Origin of the sequence: Actinomadura sp. GTD37, assembly GCF_041951365.1 — a bacterium.
Classification (GTDB): domain Bacteria; phylum Actinomycetota; class Actinomycetes; order Streptosporangiales; family Streptosporangiaceae; genus Spirillospora.
The window spans coordinates 156,089-177,035 of the sequence record NZ_JBGNUS010000004.1 but is presented as its reverse complement, the minus strand read 5'-3'; the positions used below and the strand labels follow the sequence as shown (position 1 = coordinate 177,035).

At 74.3% G+C, this 20,947-nt stretch carries 20 protein-coding genes and 2 pseudogenes; 10 read left to right on the top strand and 12 right to left on the bottom strand.

Going from position 1 to position 20,947, the window contains the following annotated elements; genetic code table 11:
- The 3 genes from ACA511_RS22475 to ACA511_RS22465 all read left to right on the top strand — a co-directional run bounded on the left by ACA511_RS22475 (nt 1) and on the right by ACA511_RS22465 (nt 3,861).
- Nucleotides 1–156 carry a VenA family class IV lanthipeptide gene (locus ACA511_RS22475; protein WP_375026518.1) on the top strand — a complete coding sequence of 52 codons (156 nt, stop codon included), beginning with the start codon at nt 1–3 and terminating at the stop codon, nt 154–156.
- Nucleotides 157–343: 187 nt separating this feature from the next.
- On the top strand, nt 344–2,149 hold the full coding sequence (locus ACA511_RS22470) for an ABC transporter ATP-binding protein (RefSeq protein WP_375026516.1): 1,806 nt from the start codon (nt 344–346) through the stop codon (nt 2,147–2,149).
- On the top strand, nt 2,032–3,861 hold the full coding sequence (locus tag ACA511_RS22465) for an ATP-binding cassette domain-containing protein (RefSeq protein WP_375026514.1): 1,830 nt from the start codon (nt 2,032–2,034) through the stop codon (nt 3,859–3,861). Before ACA511_RS22470 ends, ACA511_RS22465 begins: the two co-directional genes overlap by 118 nt.
- Before the next feature lie 45 nt (nt 3,862–3,906).
- Here ACA511_RS22465 and ACA511_RS22460 read toward each other — a convergent pair whose 3' ends face one another.
- Both ACA511_RS22460 and ACA511_RS22455 read right to left on the bottom strand, forming a co-directional pair.
- On the bottom strand, nt 3,907–4,701 hold the full coding sequence (locus tag ACA511_RS22460) for an SDR family oxidoreductase (protein WP_375026512.1): 795 nt from the start codon (nt 4,699–4,701) through the stop codon (nt 3,907–3,909).
- Between the two features lie 126 nt (nt 4,702–4,827).
- Nucleotides 4,828–5,331: a hypothetical protein gene (locus ACA511_RS22455; protein WP_375026510.1), complete on the bottom strand. Its 504-nt coding sequence runs from the start codon at nt 5,329–5,331 to the stop codon at nt 4,828–4,830.
- A gap of 169 nt (nt 5,332–5,500) precedes the next feature.
- Here ACA511_RS22455 and ACA511_RS22450 point away from each other — a divergent pair, with 169 nt between their 5' ends.
- A complete protein-coding gene (locus ACA511_RS22450) occupies nt 5,501–6,391 on the top strand; it encodes an NAD(P)-dependent oxidoreductase (RefSeq protein ID WP_375026508.1) in 891 nt (296 codons plus the stop codon).
- 1 nt (nt 6,392) lies between these two features.
- Here ACA511_RS22450 and ACA511_RS22445 read toward each other — a convergent pair whose 3' ends face one another.
- Together ACA511_RS22445 and ACA511_RS22440 are read right to left on the bottom strand one after the other, a co-directional pair.
- Entirely contained in the window at nt 6,393–7,355 is a 963-nt protein-coding gene (locus ACA511_RS22445; RefSeq protein ID WP_375026506.1) for an alpha/beta hydrolase, read from the bottom strand.
- A gap of 55 nt (nt 7,356–7,410) precedes the next feature.
- Complete coding sequence (locus ACA511_RS22440; protein WP_375026504.1) at nt 7,411–7,974, bottom strand: DUF1349 domain-containing protein; 564 nt, start codon at nt 7,972–7,974, stop codon at nt 7,411–7,413.
- A gap of 66 nt (nt 7,975–8,040) precedes the next feature.
- On the opposite strand from ACA511_RS22440, the pseudogene ACA511_RS22435 reads away from it, so the two are divergent.
- Both ACA511_RS22435 and ACA511_RS22430 read left to right on the top strand, forming a co-directional pair.
- Nucleotides 8,041–8,790, top strand: a pseudogene (locus ACA511_RS22435) (phosphatase PAP2 family protein); the annotation flags it as partial.
- Between the two features lie 52 nt (nt 8,791–8,842).
- The gene (locus tag ACA511_RS22430; protein ID WP_375026502.1) at nt 8,843–9,604 is read left to right on the top strand and encodes a creatininase family protein; all 762 of its coding nucleotides are present in this window, start codon (nt 8,843–8,845) and stop codon (nt 9,602–9,604) included.
- A 3-nt stretch (nt 9,605–9,607) separates the two neighbouring features.
- On the opposite strand, the pseudogene ACA511_RS22425 reads toward ACA511_RS22430, so the two are convergent.
- The 8 genes and pseudogenes from ACA511_RS22425 to ACA511_RS22390 form a co-directional block, all read right to left on the bottom strand.
- Nucleotides 9,608–10,372 (bottom strand): annotated as a pseudogene (locus ACA511_RS22425) (lysylphosphatidylglycerol synthase transmembrane domain-containing protein); the annotation flags it as partial.
- Nucleotides 10,369–11,166 (bottom strand): methyltransferase domain-containing protein, encoded by a 798-nt coding sequence (locus ACA511_RS22420; RefSeq protein WP_375026501.1) that lies wholly within the window; start codon nt 11,164–11,166, stop codon nt 10,369–10,371. The gene ACA511_RS22420 and the pseudogene ACA511_RS22425, both read right to left, overlap by 4 nt.
- Nucleotides 11,163–12,236 (bottom strand): glycosyltransferase family 4 protein, encoded by a 1,074-nt coding sequence (locus tag ACA511_RS22415; RefSeq protein ID WP_375026499.1) that lies wholly within the window; start codon nt 12,234–12,236, stop codon nt 11,163–11,165. Before ACA511_RS22415 ends, ACA511_RS22420 begins: the two co-directional genes overlap by 4 nt.
- Nucleotides 12,233–12,631: a 6-pyruvoyl tetrahydropterin synthase family protein gene (locus tag ACA511_RS22410; RefSeq protein ID WP_375026498.1), complete on the bottom strand. Its 399-nt coding sequence runs from the start codon at nt 12,629–12,631 to the stop codon at nt 12,233–12,235. Before ACA511_RS22410 ends, ACA511_RS22415 begins: the two co-directional genes overlap by 4 nt.
- A 28-nt stretch (nt 12,632–12,659) precedes the next feature.
- Nucleotides 12,660–13,631 carry a zinc-binding alcohol dehydrogenase gene (locus ACA511_RS22405; RefSeq protein ID WP_375026496.1) on the bottom strand — a complete coding sequence of 324 codons (972 nt, stop codon included), beginning with the start codon at nt 13,629–13,631 and terminating at the stop codon, nt 12,660–12,662.
- Nucleotides 13,588–14,400 carry a CDP-alcohol phosphatidyltransferase family protein gene (locus ACA511_RS22400; protein ID WP_375026494.1) on the bottom strand — a complete coding sequence of 271 codons (813 nt, stop codon included), beginning with the start codon at nt 14,398–14,400 and terminating at the stop codon, nt 13,588–13,590. Before ACA511_RS22400 ends, ACA511_RS22405 begins: the two co-directional genes overlap by 44 nt.
- Entirely contained in the window at nt 14,400–15,056 is a 657-nt protein-coding gene (ribA, locus tag ACA511_RS22395; RefSeq protein WP_375026493.1) for a GTP cyclohydrolase II, read from the bottom strand. Before ribA ends, ACA511_RS22400 begins: the two co-directional genes overlap by 1 nt.
- 209 nt (nt 15,057–15,265) lie before the next feature.
- Entirely contained in the window at nt 15,266–15,967 is a 702-nt protein-coding gene (locus ACA511_RS22390) for a DNA polymerase beta superfamily protein (RefSeq protein WP_375026492.1), read from the bottom strand.
- Nucleotides 15,968–16,176: 209 nt separating this feature from the next.
- On the opposite strand from ACA511_RS22390, the gene ACA511_RS22385 reads away from it, so the two are divergent.
- From ACA511_RS22385 to ACA511_RS22370, 4 genes are read left to right on the top strand one after another with little or no spacing between them, the layout of a single operon-like run.
- Complete coding sequence (locus tag ACA511_RS22385; protein ID WP_375026491.1) at nt 16,177–17,478, top strand: ABC transporter substrate-binding protein; 1,302 nt, start codon at nt 16,177–16,179, stop codon at nt 17,476–17,478.
- The gene (locus tag ACA511_RS22380; RefSeq protein ID WP_375026490.1) at nt 17,475–18,461 is read left to right on the top strand and encodes a carbohydrate ABC transporter permease; all 987 of its coding nucleotides are present in this window, start codon (nt 17,475–17,477) and stop codon (nt 18,459–18,461) included. Before ACA511_RS22385 ends, ACA511_RS22380 begins: the two co-directional genes overlap by 4 nt.
- Complete coding sequence (locus tag ACA511_RS22375; protein ID WP_375026489.1) at nt 18,458–19,282, top strand: carbohydrate ABC transporter permease; 825 nt, start codon at nt 18,458–18,460, stop codon at nt 19,280–19,282. Before ACA511_RS22380 ends, ACA511_RS22375 begins: the two co-directional genes overlap by 4 nt.
- A 32-nt stretch (nt 19,283–19,314) precedes the next feature.
- Complete coding sequence (locus ACA511_RS22370; protein WP_375026488.1) at nt 19,315–20,940, top strand: glycoside hydrolase family 13 protein; 1,626 nt, start codon at nt 19,315–19,317, stop codon at nt 20,938–20,940.
- Nucleotides 20,941–20,947: the final 7 nt, after the last annotated feature.

Below are 20,947 nucleotides of genomic sequence, written 5' to 3'. Positions count from 1 at the left end.
ATGGACACGTTCGACGGCGACCTCGTGGCCGCTCTGCAGGAGCTGCCCGAGACCGACCCCATCGAGATCGAGGGCATCCAGCTCGGCGGTACCTGCGCCTGCGCCGGCCTGCTCACGCTGCTGAACACGGTGTGCGTCGGCATCTCGTGCGCGTGACATCCATCTGGTGCGCGTGACATCCGTCTCGCGCATGTGACATCGCAGATCCCATGCGGACTCCGGGACCCCTGAATCGACCCCGGCCCCGCAGAACCCCGGTCACGGGCCGGCGAGAGCCGGTCCGTGACCGGACCCGTCCACGAGTTTAGACGACCTGCCCCGACGACGGACGGAGCCGACCAGGGTGGTCCGGACACCGACGGAGCCGGGCTCGCCCGCCGCCCTGCGCGCGGCGGGCCGGCGCCGGCTGCGCGAGGCCGTGCGCCGGTTCCGGCCGCGGATGTGCCTGCTGGCGGCGCTCACCGCCGTCCGCGTCGCCGCGACGCTGGCCACGCCGGTCATGCTGGCCGGCGCCATCGACGCCGCCCGCACCCAGGAGCATCTCGGCGCCGCCACGGCGCGGCTGGCGTGCGTCCTCGCGGCGGCGGTCCTCGCCGACACCGGGGAGGACGTCCTCGGCGCCTACATCGGCGGCGACGTCACCGCGTGGCTCCGGCACCGGCTGCTCGGCCGGGTGCTGGCGCTCGGCCCGCAGGGGCAGCGGCGCTTCCCCACCGGGGACGTGCTGTCGCGGCTCACCGAGAGCGCCTCGGGGCCCGCGGCCTTCCCCGTCCTGCTGCTGACCGCCGCGGCCGCGGTCGCGACCACCGCGGGCGCGGTGACCGCGCTCGCCCTGATCGACTGGTGGCTCGCCGCCGCGTTCGCGGCCGGGGTGCCGCCGCTGGTGGTGGCGCTGCGCGTCTTCGTCGTCCGGGCGACCGAGCCGTTCGCGCGCTACCAGGCGTGCCAGGCCGCGATCGCGACCCGGCTGCTGGACGCCCGGCAGGGCATCCGGACGATCCGGGCGAGCGGCACCGCCGAGGCCGAGGCCGCCCGCATCCTCGCGCCGCTGCCCGAACTGCGCGGCGCCGGACGGGAGACGTGGGCGGCGCAGGGCCGGGTGAGCCGGCGCCTCGCGCTGCTCGCCCCGCTCACCCAGCTGCTGGTGGTCGGCGTCGCCGGGATCCGGCTGGCCACCGGCGACATCACCACCGGGCAGCTCGTGGCGGCCGTGTCCTACGCCGCCATGGCCGTCGCGTCCGCGTCCCTCTTCGACACCTTCGTCGCGCTGCTCAACTGCCAGGTCGGCGCCGGGCGGATCGACGAGATCCTGACGGCCGTCCCGGCGGTGCGGCCGCCCGCCCGCCCGGCGCCGCTGCCGGACGGCCCCGGACGGCTCCGGCTGCGGGGCGTCACCGTCCGGATCGGCGGCCGGACCGTCCTCGACCGCCTCGACCTCGACGTGCCGCCGGGCGCCACCGTCGCGGTCGCGGGCGCATCCGGGACGGGCAAGAGCGTGCTCGTGTCCACGATCGGGCGGCTGCTCGACCCGGACGAGGGGGCCGTCGAACTCGACGGCGTCCCGGTGGCCGCCGTCCCGCTCCCCCGGCTGCGGCGCGCCGTCGCCTACGCCTTCGAACGGCCCGCGCTGCTCGGCGCCACCGTGCACGACACGATCGCCTACGCGCGCCCGGACGCGTCCCGCGCCGAGGTCCGCCGCGCCGCGCGGGCCGCCGACGCCGACGCCTTCGTCCAGGCGCTCCCGGACGGGTACGACACCCCGCTCGACCGCGCCCCGCTGTCGGGCGGCGAACTGCAGCGCCTCGGCCTGGCCCGGGCCGCCCTCACCGACGCCCGGGTCGTCGTCCTGGACGACGCCACCAGCAGCCTCGACACCGCCACGGAGATGAAGGTGACCCGGGCGCTCCGGCGGATCCTCGCGGGCCGCACCAGCCTGGTGGTGGCGCGCCGCCCGGCGACCGCCGCCCGCGCCGACCTCGTGGCCTGGCTGGACGGGGGCCGGGTGCGGGCCCTCGCCCCCCACGCGGACCTGTGGCACGACCCCGGCTACCGCGCCGTGTTCGCGACGTCCGCGACGTCCGCGACGTCCGCGACGTCCGCGACGTCCGCAGCGTCCGCGACGTCCGCCGAGCGGGGGGCGGGGGCATGACGGCGCCGCCCGCCGCGCGCCTGCTGCACCGCCACATCCGGGGGCAGTGGCCGGCGCTGCGGCGCCTCGCCGCCTGGTCGGCCCTGGAGAGCCTGCCGGCGTTCGCCTCGGGCCTGCTGCTGGCGCGCGCCGTCGACCACGGGTTCCTGTCCGGCCGTCCTCTGGAGGGGCTCGGCTGGCTCGCGGCCCTCGCCGCCCTGTACGCCCTCGGGGCGTTCGCGACCGGCCGCGTCTACCCGTGGCTCGCCGCGGCCGTCGAACCGCTGCGCGACTCCCTGGTCCGGGAGGTCGTCGCCGCCGCGCTGCACCGGATGAGCGACGGGGTGTCCGGCGCGGCGGGCGCGGCGGTCTCCCAGGTCACCGAGCAGGCCGAGGCCGTCCGGGCGCTGCTCGGCACGGCGCTGCGCAACGTCCGGCAACTGCTGTCGGCGGGGGTCGCCGCGCTGCTCGGCCTGGCCCTGCTGTCGCCTCCGCTGGCACTGGCGGCCGGCCTCCCCGTGGCGCTCGCCGTCGGGGTGTTCGCGGCGTTCGTGGGGCTGCAGGTCCGCCGCTACCGGGCCGTCATCCTGGAGGCCGAGCGGATCGGCGAGACAGCCGCCGCGGTCGTGCACGGCGTCCGGGACGTCGCCGCGTGCGCCGCCGAGGAGCGCGCGGCCCGCACCGTCGGCGCGGTGATCGACGCCCAGGCGGAGGCGCTGCGCGCGTACGCCCGCACCCGCCTCGTCCGGCTGCCCGTGCTGGCGCTGGGCGTGCACCTCCCGCTGCTCGCGCTGCTCGCCCTGTCCCCGTACCTGACCGCGCACCACGGGTTCACCGCAGGGCAGGTCGCGGGCGCGGCGGGCTACCTCGTCACCGGGCTCCAGCCGGGCATGACCGTCCTGGTGGACGCCGGGGGCACACTGCTGCTGAGCCTCGCGGTGATCCTCGGCCGGCTGGCCGGGATCTGCGACGTCCCCGCCGCGCCGGCCCCGCCCGCCCCGGCCGCCGCCGCTCCCTCCTTCGGCGTCGAGGCCCACCGCGTCACCTTCGCCTACTCCCCGCACGCCGCGCCCGTCGTCGCGGACCTGTCCCTGCACGTCCCGGAGGGCACGCACCTGGCGGTGGTCGGCCCCAGCGGCACCGGCAAGTCCACGCTCGCGAACCTGCTGACCGGCCTGCTGCGGCCGCAGCGGGGGCGCGTCACGCTCGGCGGGGTGCCGCTGGCCCGCGTCGATCCCGCCCAGCTGAGGTCGGCCGTCGCCCTCGTCCCGCAGGAGAGCTACGTCTTCGCCGCGACGCTTCGCGACAACCTCGCCTACCTGTGCCCGCACGCCGCCACGAGCCGGCTGGACGAGGCCGTGGACGCCGTCGGGCTGGCGGACACGGTGGAGCGCCTCGGCGGATACGACGCCGCCGTCCCGCCGGGCGGCGCCTCCCTCTCCCAGGGCGAACGGCAGCTCGTCACCCTGGCGCGCGCCTACCTGTCCCCCGCGGCGATCGTCGTCCTGGACGAGGCGACGAGCCACCTGCACCCCGCCGCCGAGGCCCGCGCCGAACTGGCCCTCGCCGGACGCGGCGGGACCCTCATCGTCATCGCCCACCGCATCAGCTCCGCCGAACGCGCCGACCGCGTCCTCCTCCTCGACGGCCCGGCCGCCGTCCACGGCACCCACGAGACACTGCTCCAACACAGCCCCCTGTACGCCGAGCTGGTAGGCCACTGGCACACCTGAGACCCCGCGCAGTTCAGCGCGGACCGGGTTCCTCGCCTTGCGGGTTCACAGGCCGTACCGGGAGAGGACGTCGCGTTTGCGGGGGTTGAGGAATTTGCGGGTCATGCGGCCGGTGGTGAGCCAGGCGATGGCGTCGCCGTTCCTGGTGCTGGCGAGCATCCGGTCGACGAGGTAGGGGGCGACGTCGTCGACGTGGTCGCACAGGATGTTGAGGATCCTGCGCTGCTCCGCCACCTGGTCCGGGGCTGCGGCGGCCTCCCGGAGCCACCCCTCGGTGATGAGGATGCCGGGGCTGACCTGCCCGACCCGGACGCCGGTGCCGGCGACCTCCTTGACCAGCGCGCGGGTGAAGGAGTCCAGGCCGCGCTTGGTGGCCGAGTAGACGCCCATGCCCGGCCGGACGCGGCCGTCGCTGCCGCCGCCGAGGACGTTGAAGACCTGGCCGCCGGCGGCGCGCATCCCGCGGACCGCGACCTGCGCGCCGTACACGGTGCCGAGCATGTTCGTCGTGACCATCGCGCGGACTTCGTCGGCCGTGGTCTCGACGATGGGACGGGTGGTGTGCGCGACACCGGCGTTGTTGATCCACAGGTCGACCCCGCCGAGCGCGTCCACCGCGGCGTCCCACAACTCCTCGACCTGCGCGGGGTCGGTGACGTCCACGGTGCGCCCGTGGATCGTGACGCCGTCGGGCGCGTCCTTCCGCAGCCGCTCGGTGGTCTCGTCCACCGCCGCCTGGGTGCGGCCCGAGACGACCACGGAATGCCCGCGCCGGACCAATTCGCGCGCGAGCGCGCAGCCGATTCCCCGAGTGCTGCCGGTGACGACCGCCTTGCGCATGGCTACTCCCGGAGCAGGGGGCGGGCAGGACGACGGATTGGTCCGGAAACCGCATCCGGAATCGCGTTGAGCTTACGTCGTCACCGCGCCCCCGGATAGATCGGCGACGCCATCGACCGCCCGGGTTCAGCGGCTGTCGCGGCGGGCTTGGCGGCGGGCGCCCTTGGCGCGGGTGGCGGCGTGGCGGCGGTTGAGGGCCGGGTCGGCACTCGTGGGCCTGCGGCGGGCCGTGGTCCGGGGGGTCATCGACTCCGGTTCCGGAGCGCCGGGCTGTGCCGGGAGGGTGCGGGACGGGTTGGCGGCCGCGATGCGCTCGGCCTTCAGCTCGGAGGCGGCGTGCCTGGCGGCCTTCGCCAGGTGCCAGCTCACGCGGGCCAGGGCGTCCTCGAAGACCTCGGCCTTCCGGGCGTTCCGCTGGTTCTTCGGGCGGGCCTTGCCGCGGCCGCCGTGCTCCTCGACCCGCGCGCTCGCGGTCCGCCGGTACTGCTTGCTGTACTTGTCGCGGGCCCGCCGGATCCGCGTGTGCAGATCCGCGAGATCGTCCTCGTCCAGGCGGGCGAGCTCGGCGGTCTCGGTCTCCCGGACGAGGGCCGTCTCGGGCTCGTTCAGCGAGTTCAGCAGCGCCTTCATCGGCCCTCCAGGCGGTCGGTACGCGCTATCGAGCGTCGCACGAACCTCGCCAAAGAGCGGGACGAGCAGCGGCCAAATACGGCAAAACACCACGGGTTGACCTCAAGTCGAGTTGAGGTCTTAGCGTGGGCCGCCCGATCGGCGACATGAGCGATAAGGAGTGTTCTTGATGACTTCCGTGATCGGTGACGGACGGCCGGCGGTCGCGGTGCTCGGCCTGGGCGAGATGGGATCCGCGCTGGCGGGGGCGCTGCTGGACGGCGGGCATCCGACCACCGTGTGGAACCGCACGCCCGGGAGGGACGAGGCGCTGGTGGCCAAGGGGGCGGTCCGCGGCGCGTCCGTCCGGGAGGCCGTCGGCGCGGCGGAGACCGTGGTGGTCAACGTGAAGGGCGCCCTCGTCTCCCGGGAGGTTCTGGACGAGGCGGGCGACGTGCTCGCCGGACGCACGGTCGTCAACCTCACGGACGGGACGTCCGCCGAGGTCAGGGAGGTGGCGGGCTGGGTCGCCGAGCGTGCCGCCGAGTACCTGCACGGGCAGGTCATGACGATCGCGCCGGGGGTCGGGCATCCGGACGCCGCGGTCTTCTACGGCGGCGCGGCGGACGTGTACGAGCGCCACCGGCCCCTGCTCGCACTGCTCAGCGGGCATGCGCCGCTGGTCTCGGAGGACCCGGGCGCAGCGGTGCTCTACGGGATGGCCGTGCACGGGACGATGTGGGGCCTGCTCAACGGGTTGCTGCACGCCGCCGCGGCGCTGCGGGACGAGGGCATCGAACTGAAGCGATTCCTTGAGCATGCCGACGCCCCGCTGGCGGCGCTCTGGGGTTTCCTGCCGTCCATCGCGGCGGAGGTCGATCAGGCCCGGTACGCGACCCCGTACGGGGCGCTGCGGCACCACCTGCCGTCCGTCGAGGATCTCGTGCGGGAGAGCCGGGGTCGGGGGATCGACGCCGAGCTTCCCGAATACACGCTCTCGCTCGTCAGGAAGGCCGTCGAGCAGGGGCGGGGCGGCGACGGCTACGCCCGGTTGATCGACCATTTCACGGGCGAGGGCTGAGTCAGGCGGCCCGGGCGCCGGCGGTCGTGGCGCGGCGGGCGAAGGCGCCTATCTCCGCGATGGCGAGCAGGCCCTCGCGGGAGAGGTCGGCGAAGACCTGGAAGACGTGCGCCTGCCCCTCCCAGATCTGGAGGGTGCACGGGACGCCGGCGGCGCCGAGGCGTTCGGCCATGAGTTCGGCGTCGGCGAGGAGGACCTCGACGGAGCCGGCGTGGATGAGGGTCGGGGGCAGGCCGGCGAGGTCGGCGTGGACGGGAGACAGCCACGGGTCGGTCGGCTCGGCGTCCGGGAAGCAGGTGCGGACCATGTCCCGCATGCGCGGCGCCGGGATGAACGGGTCGAGCGCGGCGTTGGCGTGGGCGATCTTGACGTCGATGTCCAGGTCGGTGAACGGGGACAGGGCGGCGATGCCGGCGGGACGGGGCAGGCCGTCGCGGAGGGCGTGGAGCGGGGCCATGAAGGCCAGGTAGCCGCCCGCGGAGTCGCCCGCGATCACGATGTCGTCCGGCTCGTGGGTCCGCAGAAGCCACCGGTAGGCGTCGACGCAGTCGTCGATGGACGTCTGGATGGGGACGCGGGGCTGCATGCGGTAGGCGACCGAGAGGACGGGCATGCCGGCGGCCTGGGAGATGCGGGCGATCATGCGGCGGTGGGTGCGCAGGCCGCAGGCGACGAAGCCGCCGCCGTGGAAGTAGAGGATCGCCTGGCGGGAGCCGGCGGGGACGCCGCGGCCGCGGACCCATTCGGCCGCGCAGCCCAGGCCCTTGACCTTGGTGACCTTGGTGCCGCGCGGCGGGACCATCAGGCCCGCGGCCAGGTCGAGCAGCGGCGCGAAGCGGAGGGTGAACGGGTTCCACGGGAGGTGCGCGACGAGCGGGCGCATGAACCACCGCATCAGGCGGGCGGCCAGCCGCGCGCCCCGGCCGCATCCCGCGCGCTCCTCGAGGACCGGTTCGATCGCCATGTGCCGTTCCTCCCGCCGTGCCCGGCGAGAGCTTACCAAGTAAGCGCTTGGGTATCTACGCGTGCAGGACGTCGTCCGGCGGGCCCGGGGCCGCGCCGGTGAAGCGGACCGTCAGGCCCTCGCGCTCGGGCGCGCAGCAGTACGGGCCCGCCGCGGCCTCGACGCCCGGCGGGAAGGGGGCGAGCCGGATCATCCGCCAGGGGCCGGACCCGGCCCGCGCCCGGATCGTGACGGCGTCGCCCGACCGGCTGGCCCGGATCGTCACCTCGCGGCCCTCCCAGGGCACGGGGGCCGACGACCAGTCGGAGACGTCGTTCGTCACCACCGCGCCCAGTTGCAGGGCACCGTCGCAGTATTCGACGCCCGCCTTGATCCAGATCTCCTCGTTCAGGCGCACGAGGAGGCCCGCCTGGTCGAACTGGCGGTCGTAGTCGGCGACGAACGAGACCTCCAGCGCGGCCTCCGGGCCGAAGGGCGACAGGAGGGCGTGGCCTCCGTCGCGGTCGTAGCCGTAGGACGTCGTCCGCCAGAAGTCGCTGCCCTTCGCGGCGGTGACGAGCAGCGCGGAGCCGTCCCGGACGACGGCGGCGGGCGGATTGAGCCATTCCCCGGTGATCACGCCCCGGAATCTACGGGAGGGGTGGGGTTACCTCCACCCCCGGTGCTGGGTCTTTCCTCCGGTTTCATGGAGCTGGGCCCAGTGCCCGCCGGACTGTCAGACGTGAAGGTTGTCATGGAACGGACACCGGCACGGGGAGGGGCACCGATGGCGAGCACGGCGGCACTGGGAGTGATGCGGAACAGGGCACGGCCGCTGCTCACCGAGGTGGGCCTGCTGGCGGTCCTGTTCGCGTTCTACAAGTGGGGGCGGACGCTGATCGAGCAGGGCCCCGGCGAGGCCATGTCGAACGCCGCGTGGCTGTGGGGCTTCGAGCGGTCGTGGCTGCCGAGCGAGGTCGACGTCCAGCAATGGGCGCTGGGGTGGGAGCACACCGCCTTTCTGGCCAACCTCTACTACGTGACCGTCCATTTTCCGGGGACGGCGCTGCTGCTGATCTGGCTCTACGTGCGGCACCGTTCGTCCTACGCCAGGGTGCGGAACGAGCTGGTGGCGCTGACGGCGGCCGGGCTCGCGGTGCACATGGTGTATCCGCTCGCGCCGCCGCGGCTCGCCGGGATCGGGGCGGTCGACACGATGCTGACCGTGGGGCCGTCTGCGTATCCGGCGGCGGCGGACGGGATCGCCAACCAGTACGCGGCGATGCCGTCCCTCCACATCGGGTGGGCGCTGCTCGTGGCGTTCGCGGTGGTGCGGGTGTCGCGGAGCCGGTGGCGGTGGGTCGTCGCCCTGCACGCGCCGGTCACGGTGCTGGTCGTGGTCGTGACGGCCAACCACTACTGGACGGACGGGATCGTCGCCGCCGTCCTCCTGGCCGGCGCCATGGCGCTGGTTTCCGCCGCCGGGCGGGTGCGGCAGGGTGGGGTGCATGTTGCCGACGCATACGAGCTCCCAGGTTCCGGACGCCCCCGTCGCCCTGCTGCCGGTGGGGAGCTTCGAGCAGCACGGCCCGTTCCTGCCGCTCACGACGGACACGGTGATCGCCTGCACGCTGGCGGCGGAGATCGCGAAGACGCATGCGGTGCGGACGCTCCCGCCCGTGACGATCTCGTGCTCGCATGAGCACGCCGGCTGGCCCGGGACGGTGAGCATCTCGGCGGCGACCCTGCACGCGGTGGTCGGGGACGTCGCCGAGTCGCTGCGGCGGGCCGGGGTGCCGAAGCTCGTGCTGGTCAACGGGCACGGGGGCAACTACGTGCTGGGCAACGTCGTGCAGGAGGCGCACGGCGCGATGGCCCTCTTCCCGGGGTTCGACGACTGGGAGGCGGCCAGGCGGGCGGCGGGCGTCGAGACGTCCGGGGACGGCGACATGCACGCCGGGGAGCTGGAGACCTCGATCCTGCTGCACGCCCACCCCGAGCTGGTCCGGGACGGGTACGAGACCGCCGATCACCTGGCCGGCGACCGGCGGCACCTGCTGACGGCGGGGATGGCGGCCTACACCGGGTCGGGCGTCATCGGGCGCCCCTCACTGGCCCGCGCCGGCAAGGGCCGGGACGCGCTGCGGAGCCTTGTCGCGGCGTTCGGGGACGTCCTCGCGGTGCTTCAGCAGCAGGGTCGCGGCGCCGGGCAGGCACGCGACGAGGCTCAGCACCCCGTACACGACGGAGACGGTCAGGCCCTGCGCTGAGCCGAGCCCGGCCGCGCCGAACGCCAGGGTGAGGACGGCCTCGCGCGGCCCCCAGCCGCCGACGTTGATCGGCAGCACCATGACCAGCAGCGCCAGCAGCAGGAGGGGCACCAGCTGGAGGACGGGCGCCGTCGCCCCGGCCAGGCGGGCCGCGACGATGAACAGCGCCAGATGACCGGCCAGCGCCGCGACGGACAGGCCCACGACGCCCGGCCAAGCGCGCGCGGCGGCGCGCAGGTCGGTGAACGTGGACGCCAGAGCGGGATGCTTCCAGCGCGCGAGAACCAGCAGCAGCACGAGCATGGCCCCCACCGGGATCAGGGCCGGGGCCATGGCCGACATCAGCGCCGGGTAGGCGAACAGGGCTGCGACGCCCGCGACGACGGCGACGCCTTGGCCGGCGACCCGTTCGAGGAACACGGCCCGCACCCCACGGGCGACGTCCCCGGAGCGGTGGCCGTGGCTCACCGCACGGTGCACGTCCCCCAGGACGCCTGCCGGGAGCACCGCGTTGAGGAACTGGGACCTGTAGTAGTCCGTGATGGCGCCGGCCACGGGCAGGTGCAGGCCGAGGCGCCGCGCGACGAGCCACCAGCGGACCGCGCTGAGCACCGTGGTCAGGAGCCCGATGGCGAGCGCGAACATGATGGATCCGGGATCGATCGCGTGGAGCGCCGCCACGAAGGCGTCCGTGCTGTGCCACCACAGCAGTGCGGCGAGGATGCCCAGGCCGATGAGCAGTCGCCCCCAGGGCCAGAGCCTTTTCATGGTGTTCCCCCAGGGAGGGCGAGCAGGTCCAGGTGGTGGACCTCGACGGTGAGCCGGCCTCCGGCGCATTCGGCGAGGCGGCGGCTCAGGTAGTCGTCCGCGAACGGACCCAGGCCGGGCTGCTGCTCGACGGCGGCGCCGACCCAGCCGCGCAGCCAGGCGGCGGTCAGCGCGGCCCGGCCGGGGCCGAGCCGCCACGGGCTCGGACGGGTCAGCACGGTGGCGCCGCGGCCGCCGAACGCCTTGATCGCGGCGGTCACGGCGTCCGGCCCGAGCCGGCCGCCGCGGCGCTGGTGGGCGTCGAAGGCGGCGGCGAACTCGGCGTCGAGCGGCTCGGCCGGGGAGAGCCGGACGCGGCCGACGACCGACAGGGTGAGCAGCGCCGGGCAGCCGGCCGCCGCGGCGATCGCGTCGATCTCGGCGGCGGTGAGCACGTCCAGCAGCGCGGACGCGACGACGAGCGACGCGCCGACCAGGTCGGACGCGCGCAGGTCGGCGAGGTCGCCCGCGCGCGTCTCGATCGTCGCGGGCGGCCCGTCGGCGGTGGCGTAGGCGTTGCCGCGGGCCAGGTCGAGCAGGGCGGGGTCGTCGTCGTACAGGATCCAGTGCTGCGGGCCGCGCAGCCGCCCGGACAGCCAGCGGCCGAGCGAGCCGGTGCCGCAGCCGAGGTCCCAGACGACCAGCGGCTCGTCCGGCGGGAGCGCGGCCCGGAGCGGGTCGAGCAGCTCGGCGGCGCGGGCGGCGGCGTCCGCGCCCTCCCGCAGCGCGAGCCACGACGGCGAGTAGCCGGTCATCGCGCCTCCCTGCGCAGCCGGGACAGGACGGCGGCCATGCGGCGGGCCGTGTCGTCCCAGCCGGGCAGCATGCCGCGGCGCAGCCGGGCGGCGGCGCGCAGGCGGCCCCGGAGCTCGGGCTCGACGAGCCAGCGGCGCAGCGCCGAGGCCAGCGCGCCGGGTTCGTCCGGCGGGACGAGCAGGCCGGGGACGGCGCCGGTCGGATCCCAGCCGAGCGTGTCGGGGACGCCGTCCACCGCCGTCGCGACGACGGGGACGCCGCGCGCGAGCGCCTCGGTCACCACCATCCCGAACGTCTCCGCGCGGGAGGGGAGGACGAGCAGGTCGGCGGCGGCGTAGGCGTCGTCCAGCCGCTTGCCGGTCAGCGGCCCGGCGAGGTCGACGCGGCCGCCGAGCTCATGCCGGCCGATCAGCCGGCGCAGCCGCGTCACATGGCCGGGGTCGCGGCCCAGCGGGCCGGCGCATTCGCAGTGCCACGGCAGGTGCCCGAGCGCGGCCAGCGCCTCCACGAGGACGTCGTGCCCCTTGCGCGGGGTCACCGACGCCACGCACAGCAGGCGGGACGCGCCGTCGGTCCCGGACGCGAGCGGCGCCGGGTCGGTGCCGGGGGCGACGGCGTGCACGCGGGACGGGTCGAGGCCGTGGTGCGCGATGAGGTGGTCCTTCGCCCACGGGCTGGTCGCGACGACGGCCCCGGCGGCGTCCAGGACCTTGCGCTCGCCCGCGTTCAGGTCGTCCTGCCCGGGTTCGTCCCCCAGCGGGAGGTGGACGAGGACGGCCAGCCGCAGCCGCCCCGCCTCCGGGACGACGATGTCCGGCACCCCGCACGCGACGAGGCCGTCCATCAGGACGACGGCGCCGTCGGGCAGCGCGGCGAGGGAGCGGGCGAGGCCGGCCCGCGCCGCCGCGTCCGGGCGCGGCCACGCGCCCGGCGCCGCGACCTCGCGGACCGGACGCCCCGACGCGGCCAGCTCGTCGCACAGCCGCCGGTCGTAGCGGTTGCCGCCGCTCGGCGCGCCGCCGTCGTCGATGCCGCCCGGGACGACGACGCAGGTCTCCGGCGCGGTCACAGGTCGCGCTCGTAACTGGCCCAGGCGACGTGCGACTCGTGCAGCGCCACCGCGATGCCGGACAGGCCGCGCGCGTTCTCGCCCAGCGCGCCCGCGTGGACGCGGCCGGCGAGCCGGTCGGCGATGACCTTGGCGAGGAACTCCGTGGAGGTGTTGACCCCGGCGAAGTCCGGCTCGTCGTCCAGGTTGCGGTAGTTCAGCCCGCCCAGGACCTCGCCCAGCTCGCGGGTGGCGAGGCCGATGTCGACGACGAGCCCGTCCGGGTCGAGATCGGCCCGGCGGAACGTCGCGTCCACCACGTACGTGGCGCCGTGCAGCCGCTGCGCGGGTCCGAAGACCTCGCCGCGGAAGCTGTGCGCGATCATGACGTGGTCGCGGACGGTGATTCCGAACAACAGCGTCCTCCTCGGTTCAGTGGGCGGTTCAGTAGACGATCCGGTGGCACAGGGCGGGGATCCCGCCGTCCGCGAGCGCCGGCATGACGTCCGGCAGGGCGGCGAACGGGCTCTCCCCGGTGATCAGCGCGTCGAACGCGGGGTTCGCCAGCAGGCGCAGCGCCAGCGCCAGCCGGTCGGCGAAGCTCCGGCTGGCCCGCCGGGACGGCGGCACGGCGCCGACCTGGCTGCCCCGGACGGTCAGCCGCCGCGAGTGGAAGAACTCGCCGAGCGGGACGCTGACCCGGCGGTCGCCGTACCAGCTCAGCTCGACGACCTGCCCCTCCGGGGCGAGCAGCTCCAGCGACCGCGCCAGCCCCGCCTCGCTCGCGCTCGCGTGGACGACCAGGTCGCAGCCCCCGGCGGCCCGGTCGGGCGACGCGAACTCGACGCCGAGCGCCGTCGCGACGGCGGCGCGGGACGGGTCGGTGTCGACCAGCTGGACCCGGCTCCCCGGGAACCCGGCGAGGACGCCCGCGACCGAGCAGCCGACCATCCCCGCGCCGACCACGGCGATGCGGTCGCCGACCAGCGGCGCGGCGTCCCACAGGGCGTTCACCGCGGTCTCCACCGTCCCGGCGAGGACGGCGCGCTCGGGGGGCACGTCGTCCGGGACGACGCTGACCGCGCTCGCCGGGACGACGTACCGGGTCTGGTGCGGGTAGAGGCAGAACACCGTGCGCCCGGCCAGCTCGGACGGGCCGTCCTCGACCACGCCGACGTTCAGGTACCCGTACTTGACCGGGCCGGGGAACGTCCCGTCCTGGAACGGCGCCCGCATGATCGCGTGCTGGTTCGGCGGGACGCCGCCGCGGAACACGATCGCCTCGGTCCCCCGGCTCACGCCCGAGTACACGGACCTGACCAGCACCTCCCCCGGTCCGGGCGGCGGCAGGACGGCATCGCGGATCTCCCCCCTACCGGGTGACCGGATCCAGAAGGCGCGCGCGTCGCGCTCCATCCGTGCTCCTCCCCCGGGCGGCCCGCGCCCGTCCGCCGCGCCGCGCGAACAGCCACAGCACGTCCCGTCCGAACGACCACGCGAGCAGCGCGAGCGCCGCCGCCACCAGCAGTCCCGCGTGCGGGACGACGCCCGCCGCGGCCACGAGCAGCACCACGCCCTGCACCACCGCGACGGCCTTGCGCGCGACGCTCGGCCGCAGGTCGGCGCGCAGCCACGGCGCCGCCCAGGCCGCCGCGCCGAACGCGTACCGCATCGCGCCGATCGCGAGCACCCACGCGCCCGCCGACCAGGCGACCTCGACGCTCAGCACCAGCACCAGGAACGCGTCGGTCTCCATGTCGAACCGGGCGCCGAGCCTGGACGCCGTCCCCGTGCGGCGGGCGACCTGGCCGTCCACCCCGTCCAGGAGCAGCGCGACGGACGCGGCCGCGACCAGCGCCGCGGTGTGCCCGCCACCTGCCAGATGCCCCGCGACCAGCGCCGCGACGCCCCCGGTGAGCACGACCCGGGCCAGCGTCACGTGGTCGGCCGGCCCCAGCGCGCGCCGCCGGCGGAACGCCCGGCCGAGCAGCGCCCACGACGCCAGCGCGTATCCGACGCCCACGGCCAGGCCCGCCTGGCCGGGACGAAGCACCGCCAGCAGCGCGAGCTGCGCCGCCACCGCGAGACCCAGCTCGGGGCCGCGGGTCAGCCGGGGCCGGCGCGGCAGCGGGACCGGCGCCCGCACCGGCGGCGCCAGCCGCGTCAGCGTCATCGGCCGCGCCATCAGCGCACCTCGCTGACCGGCGCCTCGTCGAGGAGCGCGCCGTCCAGCTGGGGCAGGTCGTGGCCGAGGCGGTCGCGCTTGGCGGTCAGGTACCGGACGTTGTCGTCGCTGACCGGGACGAGCAGCGGCAGCCGCGCCGCGACGGCGACGCCGTAGGACTCCAGCGCGCTCACCTTGACCGGGTTGTTCGACATCAGCCGCACCGACCGGACGCCGAGATGGCGCAGGATCCGGGCCGCGGGGCCGTAGTCGCGGACGTCCACCGGCAGCCCGATGGCGGTGGCGGAGTCGACGGTGTCGAGGCCCTGGTCGTCCTGCAGGATGTGGGTGCGGACCTTCGCCACCAGCCCGATGCCGCGCCCCTCGTGCCCGCGCAGGTAGACCAGGACACCGGCGCCCTCGCGGACGATCGCGTCCAGCGCCGCGCCGAGCTGGTCGCCGCACTCGCAGCGGGTCGCGCCGAAGATGTCGCCCGTCATGCACTCGGAGTGCATCCGGACGAGCACGTCCGCGCGCCCCCGGACGTCGCCCCGCACCAGCGCCATGTGCTCCTGCCCGTCGACCGGGTCCCGGAACGCGACGGCGCGGAACACGCCCCGCCTGGTCCGCAGCTCCGCCTCCGCGATGTCCTTCTGGTCGATGCCCTGCTCGCGCATCGCTCCCCTTCCTCGGCTCCGCAATCACCTCTGGTACGTGGCGACGTATCCAGGTGGTTGCGTCCAAACGGTCCGTACAACCGGTGGCACGCAGGGGAGGCACCGCAGGGTTCAGCGTAGGCGCGCACGAACCACCAAGTCGTGAAGGCCACGACGGCTCCCGGGGACGTCGCGCAGGTCGCCGCGGCCGGTCATGCCTTCGGGGAGTCTCATCGGGTCACGCTCCTGCGGCGGATGGAGATCAGCAGGCCCTCGACCGTCTCGCGGTCGGGTTCGGGTGGGAGGGTGGTGCGGGCCAGGGCCTCGTCGAGGTCGGTGGCGAGGGAGGCGCGCCACGTTTCGATCTCGTCCCAGCCGACCTCGCCGCGGCGGACGGCGAGGAGCCGGTCGCGCAGGTCGCCGACGTCCACGCGGAGGTCGCCGTGCCGGACGAGGTGGGTGCCGCTGACCAGCAGCCGCAGCATGTGCATGACGTGCTTCCAGTGCGGCTCGCCGCCGTTGCGCAAGTCGCCTTCCAGCTTGCGGAACTGGGACTCGGCGTAGCGGAGGAACGTGCGGTGCGCGTGCCGGGACAGAAAGGCCCGGCGGACGGCCAGCAGCTCCTCGCCGACCGGCGTGACCTGTTCCACGATCGGCGACCACAGGCACTCCAGGACGGTCGGGTTCGCGCCGAGCGCGAGTTCGCAGAACCGCTCCAGCTCCCACGAGAACTGCTCGGGCAGCGGGCCGTCCACGTGGGTCGGCGGCTTGGTGAAACGCCAGAACAGCGGGGCCGGGGCCGCGTAGACGCCGCGCCGGTCGACGTCGCTCGCGCCGGTCGCCAGCCCGTAGGCTCGCGACCCGGTCACCACCGAGAGGATCGTGTGGTGCCGGACGAGGTCCAGGGCGGCTTCGGGGTCGGGAATCGTCACGGAGGCAGCCTCGCGCAGGGCCCGCGGGCGCGTCGAGCGGATTGTCGGGCGGCTGTAAGCCGATTACAGATCGGCTACAGACTTGCAGAAAGTTTCTGCAAGAGGTTTACGAGACTGAAACGCGTTGCTAACGTCCCGGTCCAGTCACCCCCAGTACGGACCTGCGGGGCGGCGGCCCCGGCGAGGGTCCGTCCCGCGAAGGAGGACACATGCGGCGCATCCCCCTGATCGGCGCCACGGCCGTCTGCGCCGCCGTCGCGCTCTCGCTCTCCGCCTGCGGCGGCGATGACGGCGGCGGCACCGCGGGCGGCGCGGGCGCGGCGGCGCTGGACGGCCGCGGCCCCATCACCTTCGTCACCGGCAAGGACCGCTCCGGCTACCTGCAGAAGCAGGTGGACGGCTGGAACGCCGGGCACGCGAAGGAGCAGGTCCGCGTCATCGAGCTGCCGGACGAACCCAACGACCAGCGGCAGCAGATGATCCAGAACGCCACCACCAAGTCGGACGCGTACTCGGTCCTGAACCTCGACGTCGTGTGGACCGCCGAGTTCGCCGCGAACCGCTGGCTGAGCGAGCTGCCCAAGGACAAGGTCGAGCTGTCCGAGATGCTGCCCGCGACGATCACCACCGGGCAGTACCGCGACCGGCTGTACGCGGTGCCGTCCACGTCCGACGCCGGGATGCTCTACTACCGCAAGGACCTCCTCGACAAGGCCGGGATCTCCGCGCCGCCGAAGACCTACGACGAGATGTGGGACGCCTGCGAGAAGGTCCGGAAACTGCCCGACGCCAAGGACATCGACTGCTTCTTCACCGAGGTCAACAAGACCGAGAGCATGACGATCAGCGCGGTCGAGGCGATCGGCGGCGCCGGCGGCGCCATCATCGGCGAGGACGGCAAGCCCGCGCTGAACACCCCGCAGGCCAAGCAGGGCGTCGAGTTCCTCGTGGACGCCAAGAAGCGGCACATGCCGAAGGAGGCCGTCACCCTCGACACCGAGGGCGGGCGCCGCTACTTCCAGTCCGGCAAGCTCGTCTTCCAGCGGCAGTGGCCCTACCAGTACGCGCTGGCCGACTCCGACGACGGCTCGTCCAAGGTGGCGGGCAAGTTCGCGGTCGCGCCGCTGCCCGGCCCGGACGGACCCGGCGTCGCCAACCTCGGCGGCCACAACCTCGCGATCTCCGCGTTCGCCGAGAACAAGGCGACCTCGCTCGACTTCATCCGGTACCTCACCGGTGAGCAGTCGCAGCGCGCCAACCTGCTCGCCACCTCGCAGGCCCCGACCGTCGCCGCGCTGTACGACGACCCGGAGATGGTGAAGAAGTTCCCGTACCTGCCCGTCCTGAAGCAGGCCATCGCGAACGCCACGCCGCGCCCCGTCGCGGTGAAGTACGGCGACGTGACCGCCGCGATCCAGGGCGAGATGTACGACGCGGTGACCGGGAAGAAGCCCGTCGACCAGGCCCTGTCGGACCTGCAGGCCGAGCTCCAGCCGCTGACCGCGCAGTGACCACGGTCGAGACGCCGTCCGCCGCGGGCACCTCCGCGGCGGACGCGCCCCGCCGGCGCGGGCGCGACGTGCAGGGGACCAAGCGCCTCGCCGCGCTGCTGCTGTCGCCGACGCTGCTCGTCCTCGCGCTGGTCATCGGGTACCCCGTCCTCGCCGGGTTCCGCGAGTCGCTGTACGCGCGCGGCGAGGGCCTGGACGCGCAGGGGTTCGTCGTCGAGGGCGACCGGTTCGTCGGCCTGGACAACTACACCGCGATCTTCCAGGGCGACCGCGCCGACGCGTTCTGGAACGCCTTCTCCAACACCACGTTCTTCACGCTGACGACCGTCGTGCTGGAGACGCTGATCGGCGTCGCGATGGCGCTGATCATGCATCAGGCGTTCCGCGGACGGGCGATCGTGCGGGCCAGCATCCTCGTCCCGTGGGCGATCCCCACCGCGATCTCCGGCCTGCTGTGGCGGTGGATCTTCCAGGCGGACGGCGCCGCGAACGCCCTGCTGGGACGGCAGATCCTGTGGACCGCCGACGGGTTCCCCGCCAAGATGGCCATCGTCGTCGCCGAAGTGTGGAAGACCTCCCCGTTCATCGGGCTGCTCGTCCTCGCCGGGCTCCAGATGATCCCCCGGGACGTCTACGAGGCGGCGCGGGTGGACGGCGCCGGCCCCGTCCAGCAGTTCCTCCGGATCACGCTGCCGCTGGTGAAGCCCGCGCTGCTCGTCGCCGTGCTGTTCCGCATGCTGGACGTCCTGCGCATGTTCGACCTCCCCGCGGTGCTGATCGGCGTCAACCAGAAGTCGGTGGAGACGCTGACGATGATCGCCTGGTTCGAGGCGTCCAACCTGCGGTACGGGTCGGCGGCCGCGTACGCGACCGTCCTGTTCCTGTACATCGCGCTGATCGCGTACCTGTTCGTGAAGCTGCTCGGCGCCGACATCATCGGCGAGGCGCGCCGGCAGTCCAAGCGCGGGAAGGCGGCATCATGACGCGGGCGAAACGGCTGCTGCCCTACCTCGGGTTCGCGGCGGTGGCGGTGTACTGCCTCGCGCCGTTCTACTGGATGGCGGTCTCGGCGTTCCGCCGCCCGCAGGACCAGTTCGACAACTCGGTCGTCCCGTCCCGGTGGTCGTGGGAGAACTTCTCCGCGGTCTTCTCCGGCGACAACGGGTTCGGGCGGGCCCTGCTGAACAGCGTCGTCGTGGCCGGCTGCACGACCGCGCTGACCCTGCTGATCGGCACGTTCACCGCGTACGCGCTGGCCAGGCTCGACTTCCGGTTCAAGAACGCGGTGCTCGGGCTGATCATCGCGACCACGATGTTCCCGGGAATCTCGCAGCTCGTCCCCTTGCTGAAGCTCTTCACGGACATCAAGTGGATCAACACGTACCAGGCGATGGTGCTGCCCGGCCTCGGCTTCGCGCTGCCGCTGTCGGTGTGGCTGCTCACGGCGTTCTTCCGGCAGCTGCCGTTCGAGCTGGAGCAGGCCGCGATGGTGGACGGCTGCACCCGCGGCCAGGCCTTCCGCAAGATCATCATTCCGCTGGCGGCGCCCGGGGTGTTCACGACGGCGATCCTGACCTTCATCGCCTCGTGGAACGAGTTCCTCATCGCGCTGTCCGTGGTCAACAAGAAGGAGATGCAGACCGCCACGGTCGCGATCTCCAAGTTCACCGGCGTCTCCGGGTTCGACCAGCCGTTCGGCACCCAGATGGCGGCCGGGGTGATCGTGACCGTCCCGCTCATCGCCCTCGTGCTGGTGTTCCAGCGCCGGATCGTCGCCGGGCTCACCGCCGGCGGCGTCAAGTAGCTCCCCGGGGGCTCCCGATTCGAAGGATGTTCATGACCCAGGACGCCCTGCTCGCCCACGCCTCCCGCGAGGAGGCGGGCGCCCGCTGGTGGCGCGACGCCGTCATCTACCAGGTGTACGTGCGCAGCTTCGCCGACTCCGACGGGGACGGCGTCGGCGACCTGCCCGGCGTCCGGTCCCGGCTGCCCTACCTCGCCGGCCTCGGCGTGGACGCGCTGTGGCTGACCCCGTTCTACGTCTCCCCGATGGCCGACTTCGGCTACGACGTCGCCGACTACCGCGACGTCGACCCGCTGTTCGGCACCCTCGCCGACGCCCGCGACCTGATCGCGGACGCGCACGCCCACGGCCTGCGGATCATCGTGGACGTCGTGCCGAACCACACGTCCGACCGGCACGCCTGGTTCCAGGCCGCGCTCGCCGCGCCGCCCGGCTCCCCCGAACGCGCCCGCTACATCTTCCGGGACGGACGGGGCCCGGACGGCGCGCAGCCCCCGAACGACTGGGAGTCGGTGTTCGGCGGGCCCGCCTGGACGCGGGCGCCGGACGGCCAGTGGTACCTGCACCTGTTCGCGTCCGAGCAGCCCGACCTGGACTGGGAGAACCCCGAGGTCCACACCGAGTTCGCCGACATCCTGAAGTTCTGGCTCGACCTCGGCGTGGACGGCTTCCGCGTCGACGTCGCCCACGGCATGGCCAAGGCCCCAGGGCTGCCGGACGTCGGCCACGCGAACCAGGTCGAGATGCTCGGTACGGCCGTCCTGCCGTACTTCGACCAGGACTCCGTGCACGACATCCACCGCGCATGGCGGCGCCTCCTCGACTCCTACGACGGCGAGCGGATCGCCGTCGCCGAGGCATGGGCGCCCACGCCGCAGCGGCTCGCCCACTACACCCGTCCGGACGAGCTGCACCAGGCGTTCAACTTCCACTACCTGACCGCCCCCTGGGACGCGGACGGGCTGCGGAAGGTGATCGAGGAGTCGCTCCGCTCCGCCTCCGCCGTCGGCGCGCCCGCGACCTGGGTGCTGTCGAACCACGACGTGAAACGGCACGTCACCCGGTACGGCGACGGCGAGCGGGGGCTGCGGCGGGCCCGCGCGGCGGCGCTGCTGACGCTCGCGCTGCCCGGCTCGTCCTACGTCTACCAGGGCGAGGAGCTGGGCCTGCCGGAGGTGCTCGACCTGCCGGAGGAGTTCCAGCGGGACCCGCAGCGGCTGCGCGGCGAGGGCGCGGGCCGCGACGGCTGCCGCGTCCCGCTGCCGTGGGAGGGCGAGGAGCCCCCGTTCGGCTTCGGCGCGGGCGCCGCGTCGTGGCTCCCGATCCCGCCCGCGTGGCGCGGCCTGACGGTCGCCGCGCAGAGCGCCGACCCGGGCTCCATGCTGGCCCTCTACCAGGAGGCGCTGCGCGTCCGCCGCGAGCATCCGGCGCTCGGCGACGGCGGGCTGCGCTGGGAGGCGGGCCCAACCGGCACACTTGTCTTCGTCCGGGAGAACGGGGGGAGGCGGCTCGCGTGCGCGGTGAACACCGGCGGCCGCGCCGTCCGCCTCCCCGTTCGCGGAACGCCGCTCCTCGCGAGCGGACCGGTCCACACGGAGGGCGGCCACCTGGAGCTGCCCCCGGACACCGCTCTGTGGTGGGACGTCGAGGAGGGATAACTTGAAA

Bases quoted from the DNA above. Each gene is read 5' to 3' on its own strand.
- ACA511_RS22450 (WP_375026508.1), top strand. From the start codon at position 5,501: ATGACTTCCGTGATCGGTGACGGACGGCCGGCGGTCGCGGTGCTCGGC.
- ACA511_RS22475 (WP_375026518.1), top strand. From the start codon at position 1: ATGGACACGTTCGACGGCGACCTCGTGGCCGCTCTGCAGGAGCTGCCC.
- ACA511_RS22385 (WP_375026491.1), top strand. From the start codon at position 16,177: ATGCGGCGCATCCCCCTGATCGGCGCCACGGCCGTCTGCGCCGCCGTC.
- ribA (WP_375026493.1), bottom strand. From the start codon at position 15,056: ATGCGCGAGCAGGGCATCGACCAGAAGGACATCGCGGAGGCGGAGCTG.
- ACA511_RS22400 (WP_375026494.1), bottom strand. From the start codon at position 14,400: ATGGCGCGGCCGATGACGCTGACGCGGCTGGCGCCGCCGGTGCGGGCG.
- ACA511_RS22375 (WP_375026489.1), top strand. From the start codon at position 18,458: ATGACGCGGGCGAAACGGCTGCTGCCCTACCTCGGGTTCGCGGCGGTG.
- ACA511_RS22460 (WP_375026512.1), bottom strand. From the start codon at position 4,701: ATGCGCAAGGCGGTCGTCACCGGCAGCACTCGGGGAATCGGCTGCGCG.
- ACA511_RS22430 (WP_375026502.1), top strand. From the start codon at position 8,843: ATGTTGCCGACGCATACGAGCTCCCAGGTTCCGGACGCCCCCGTCGCC.
- ACA511_RS22370 (WP_375026488.1), top strand. From the start codon at position 19,315: ATGACCCAGGACGCCCTGCTCGCCCACGCCTCCCGCGAGGAGGCGGGC.
- ACA511_RS22420 (WP_375026501.1), bottom strand. From the start codon at position 11,166: ATGACCGGCTACTCGCCGTCGTGGCTCGCGCTGCGGGAGGGCGCGGAC.
- ACA511_RS22405 (WP_375026496.1), bottom strand. From the start codon at position 13,631: ATGGAGCGCGACGCGCGCGCCTTCTGGATCCGGTCACCCGGTAGGGGG.
- ACA511_RS22445 (WP_375026506.1), bottom strand. From the start codon at position 7,355: ATGGCGATCGAACCGGTCCTCGAGGAGCGCGCGGGATGCGGCCGGGGC.
- ACA511_RS22455 (WP_375026510.1), bottom strand. From the start codon at position 5,331: ATGAAGGCGCTGCTGAACTCGCTGAACGAGCCCGAGACGGCCCTCGTC.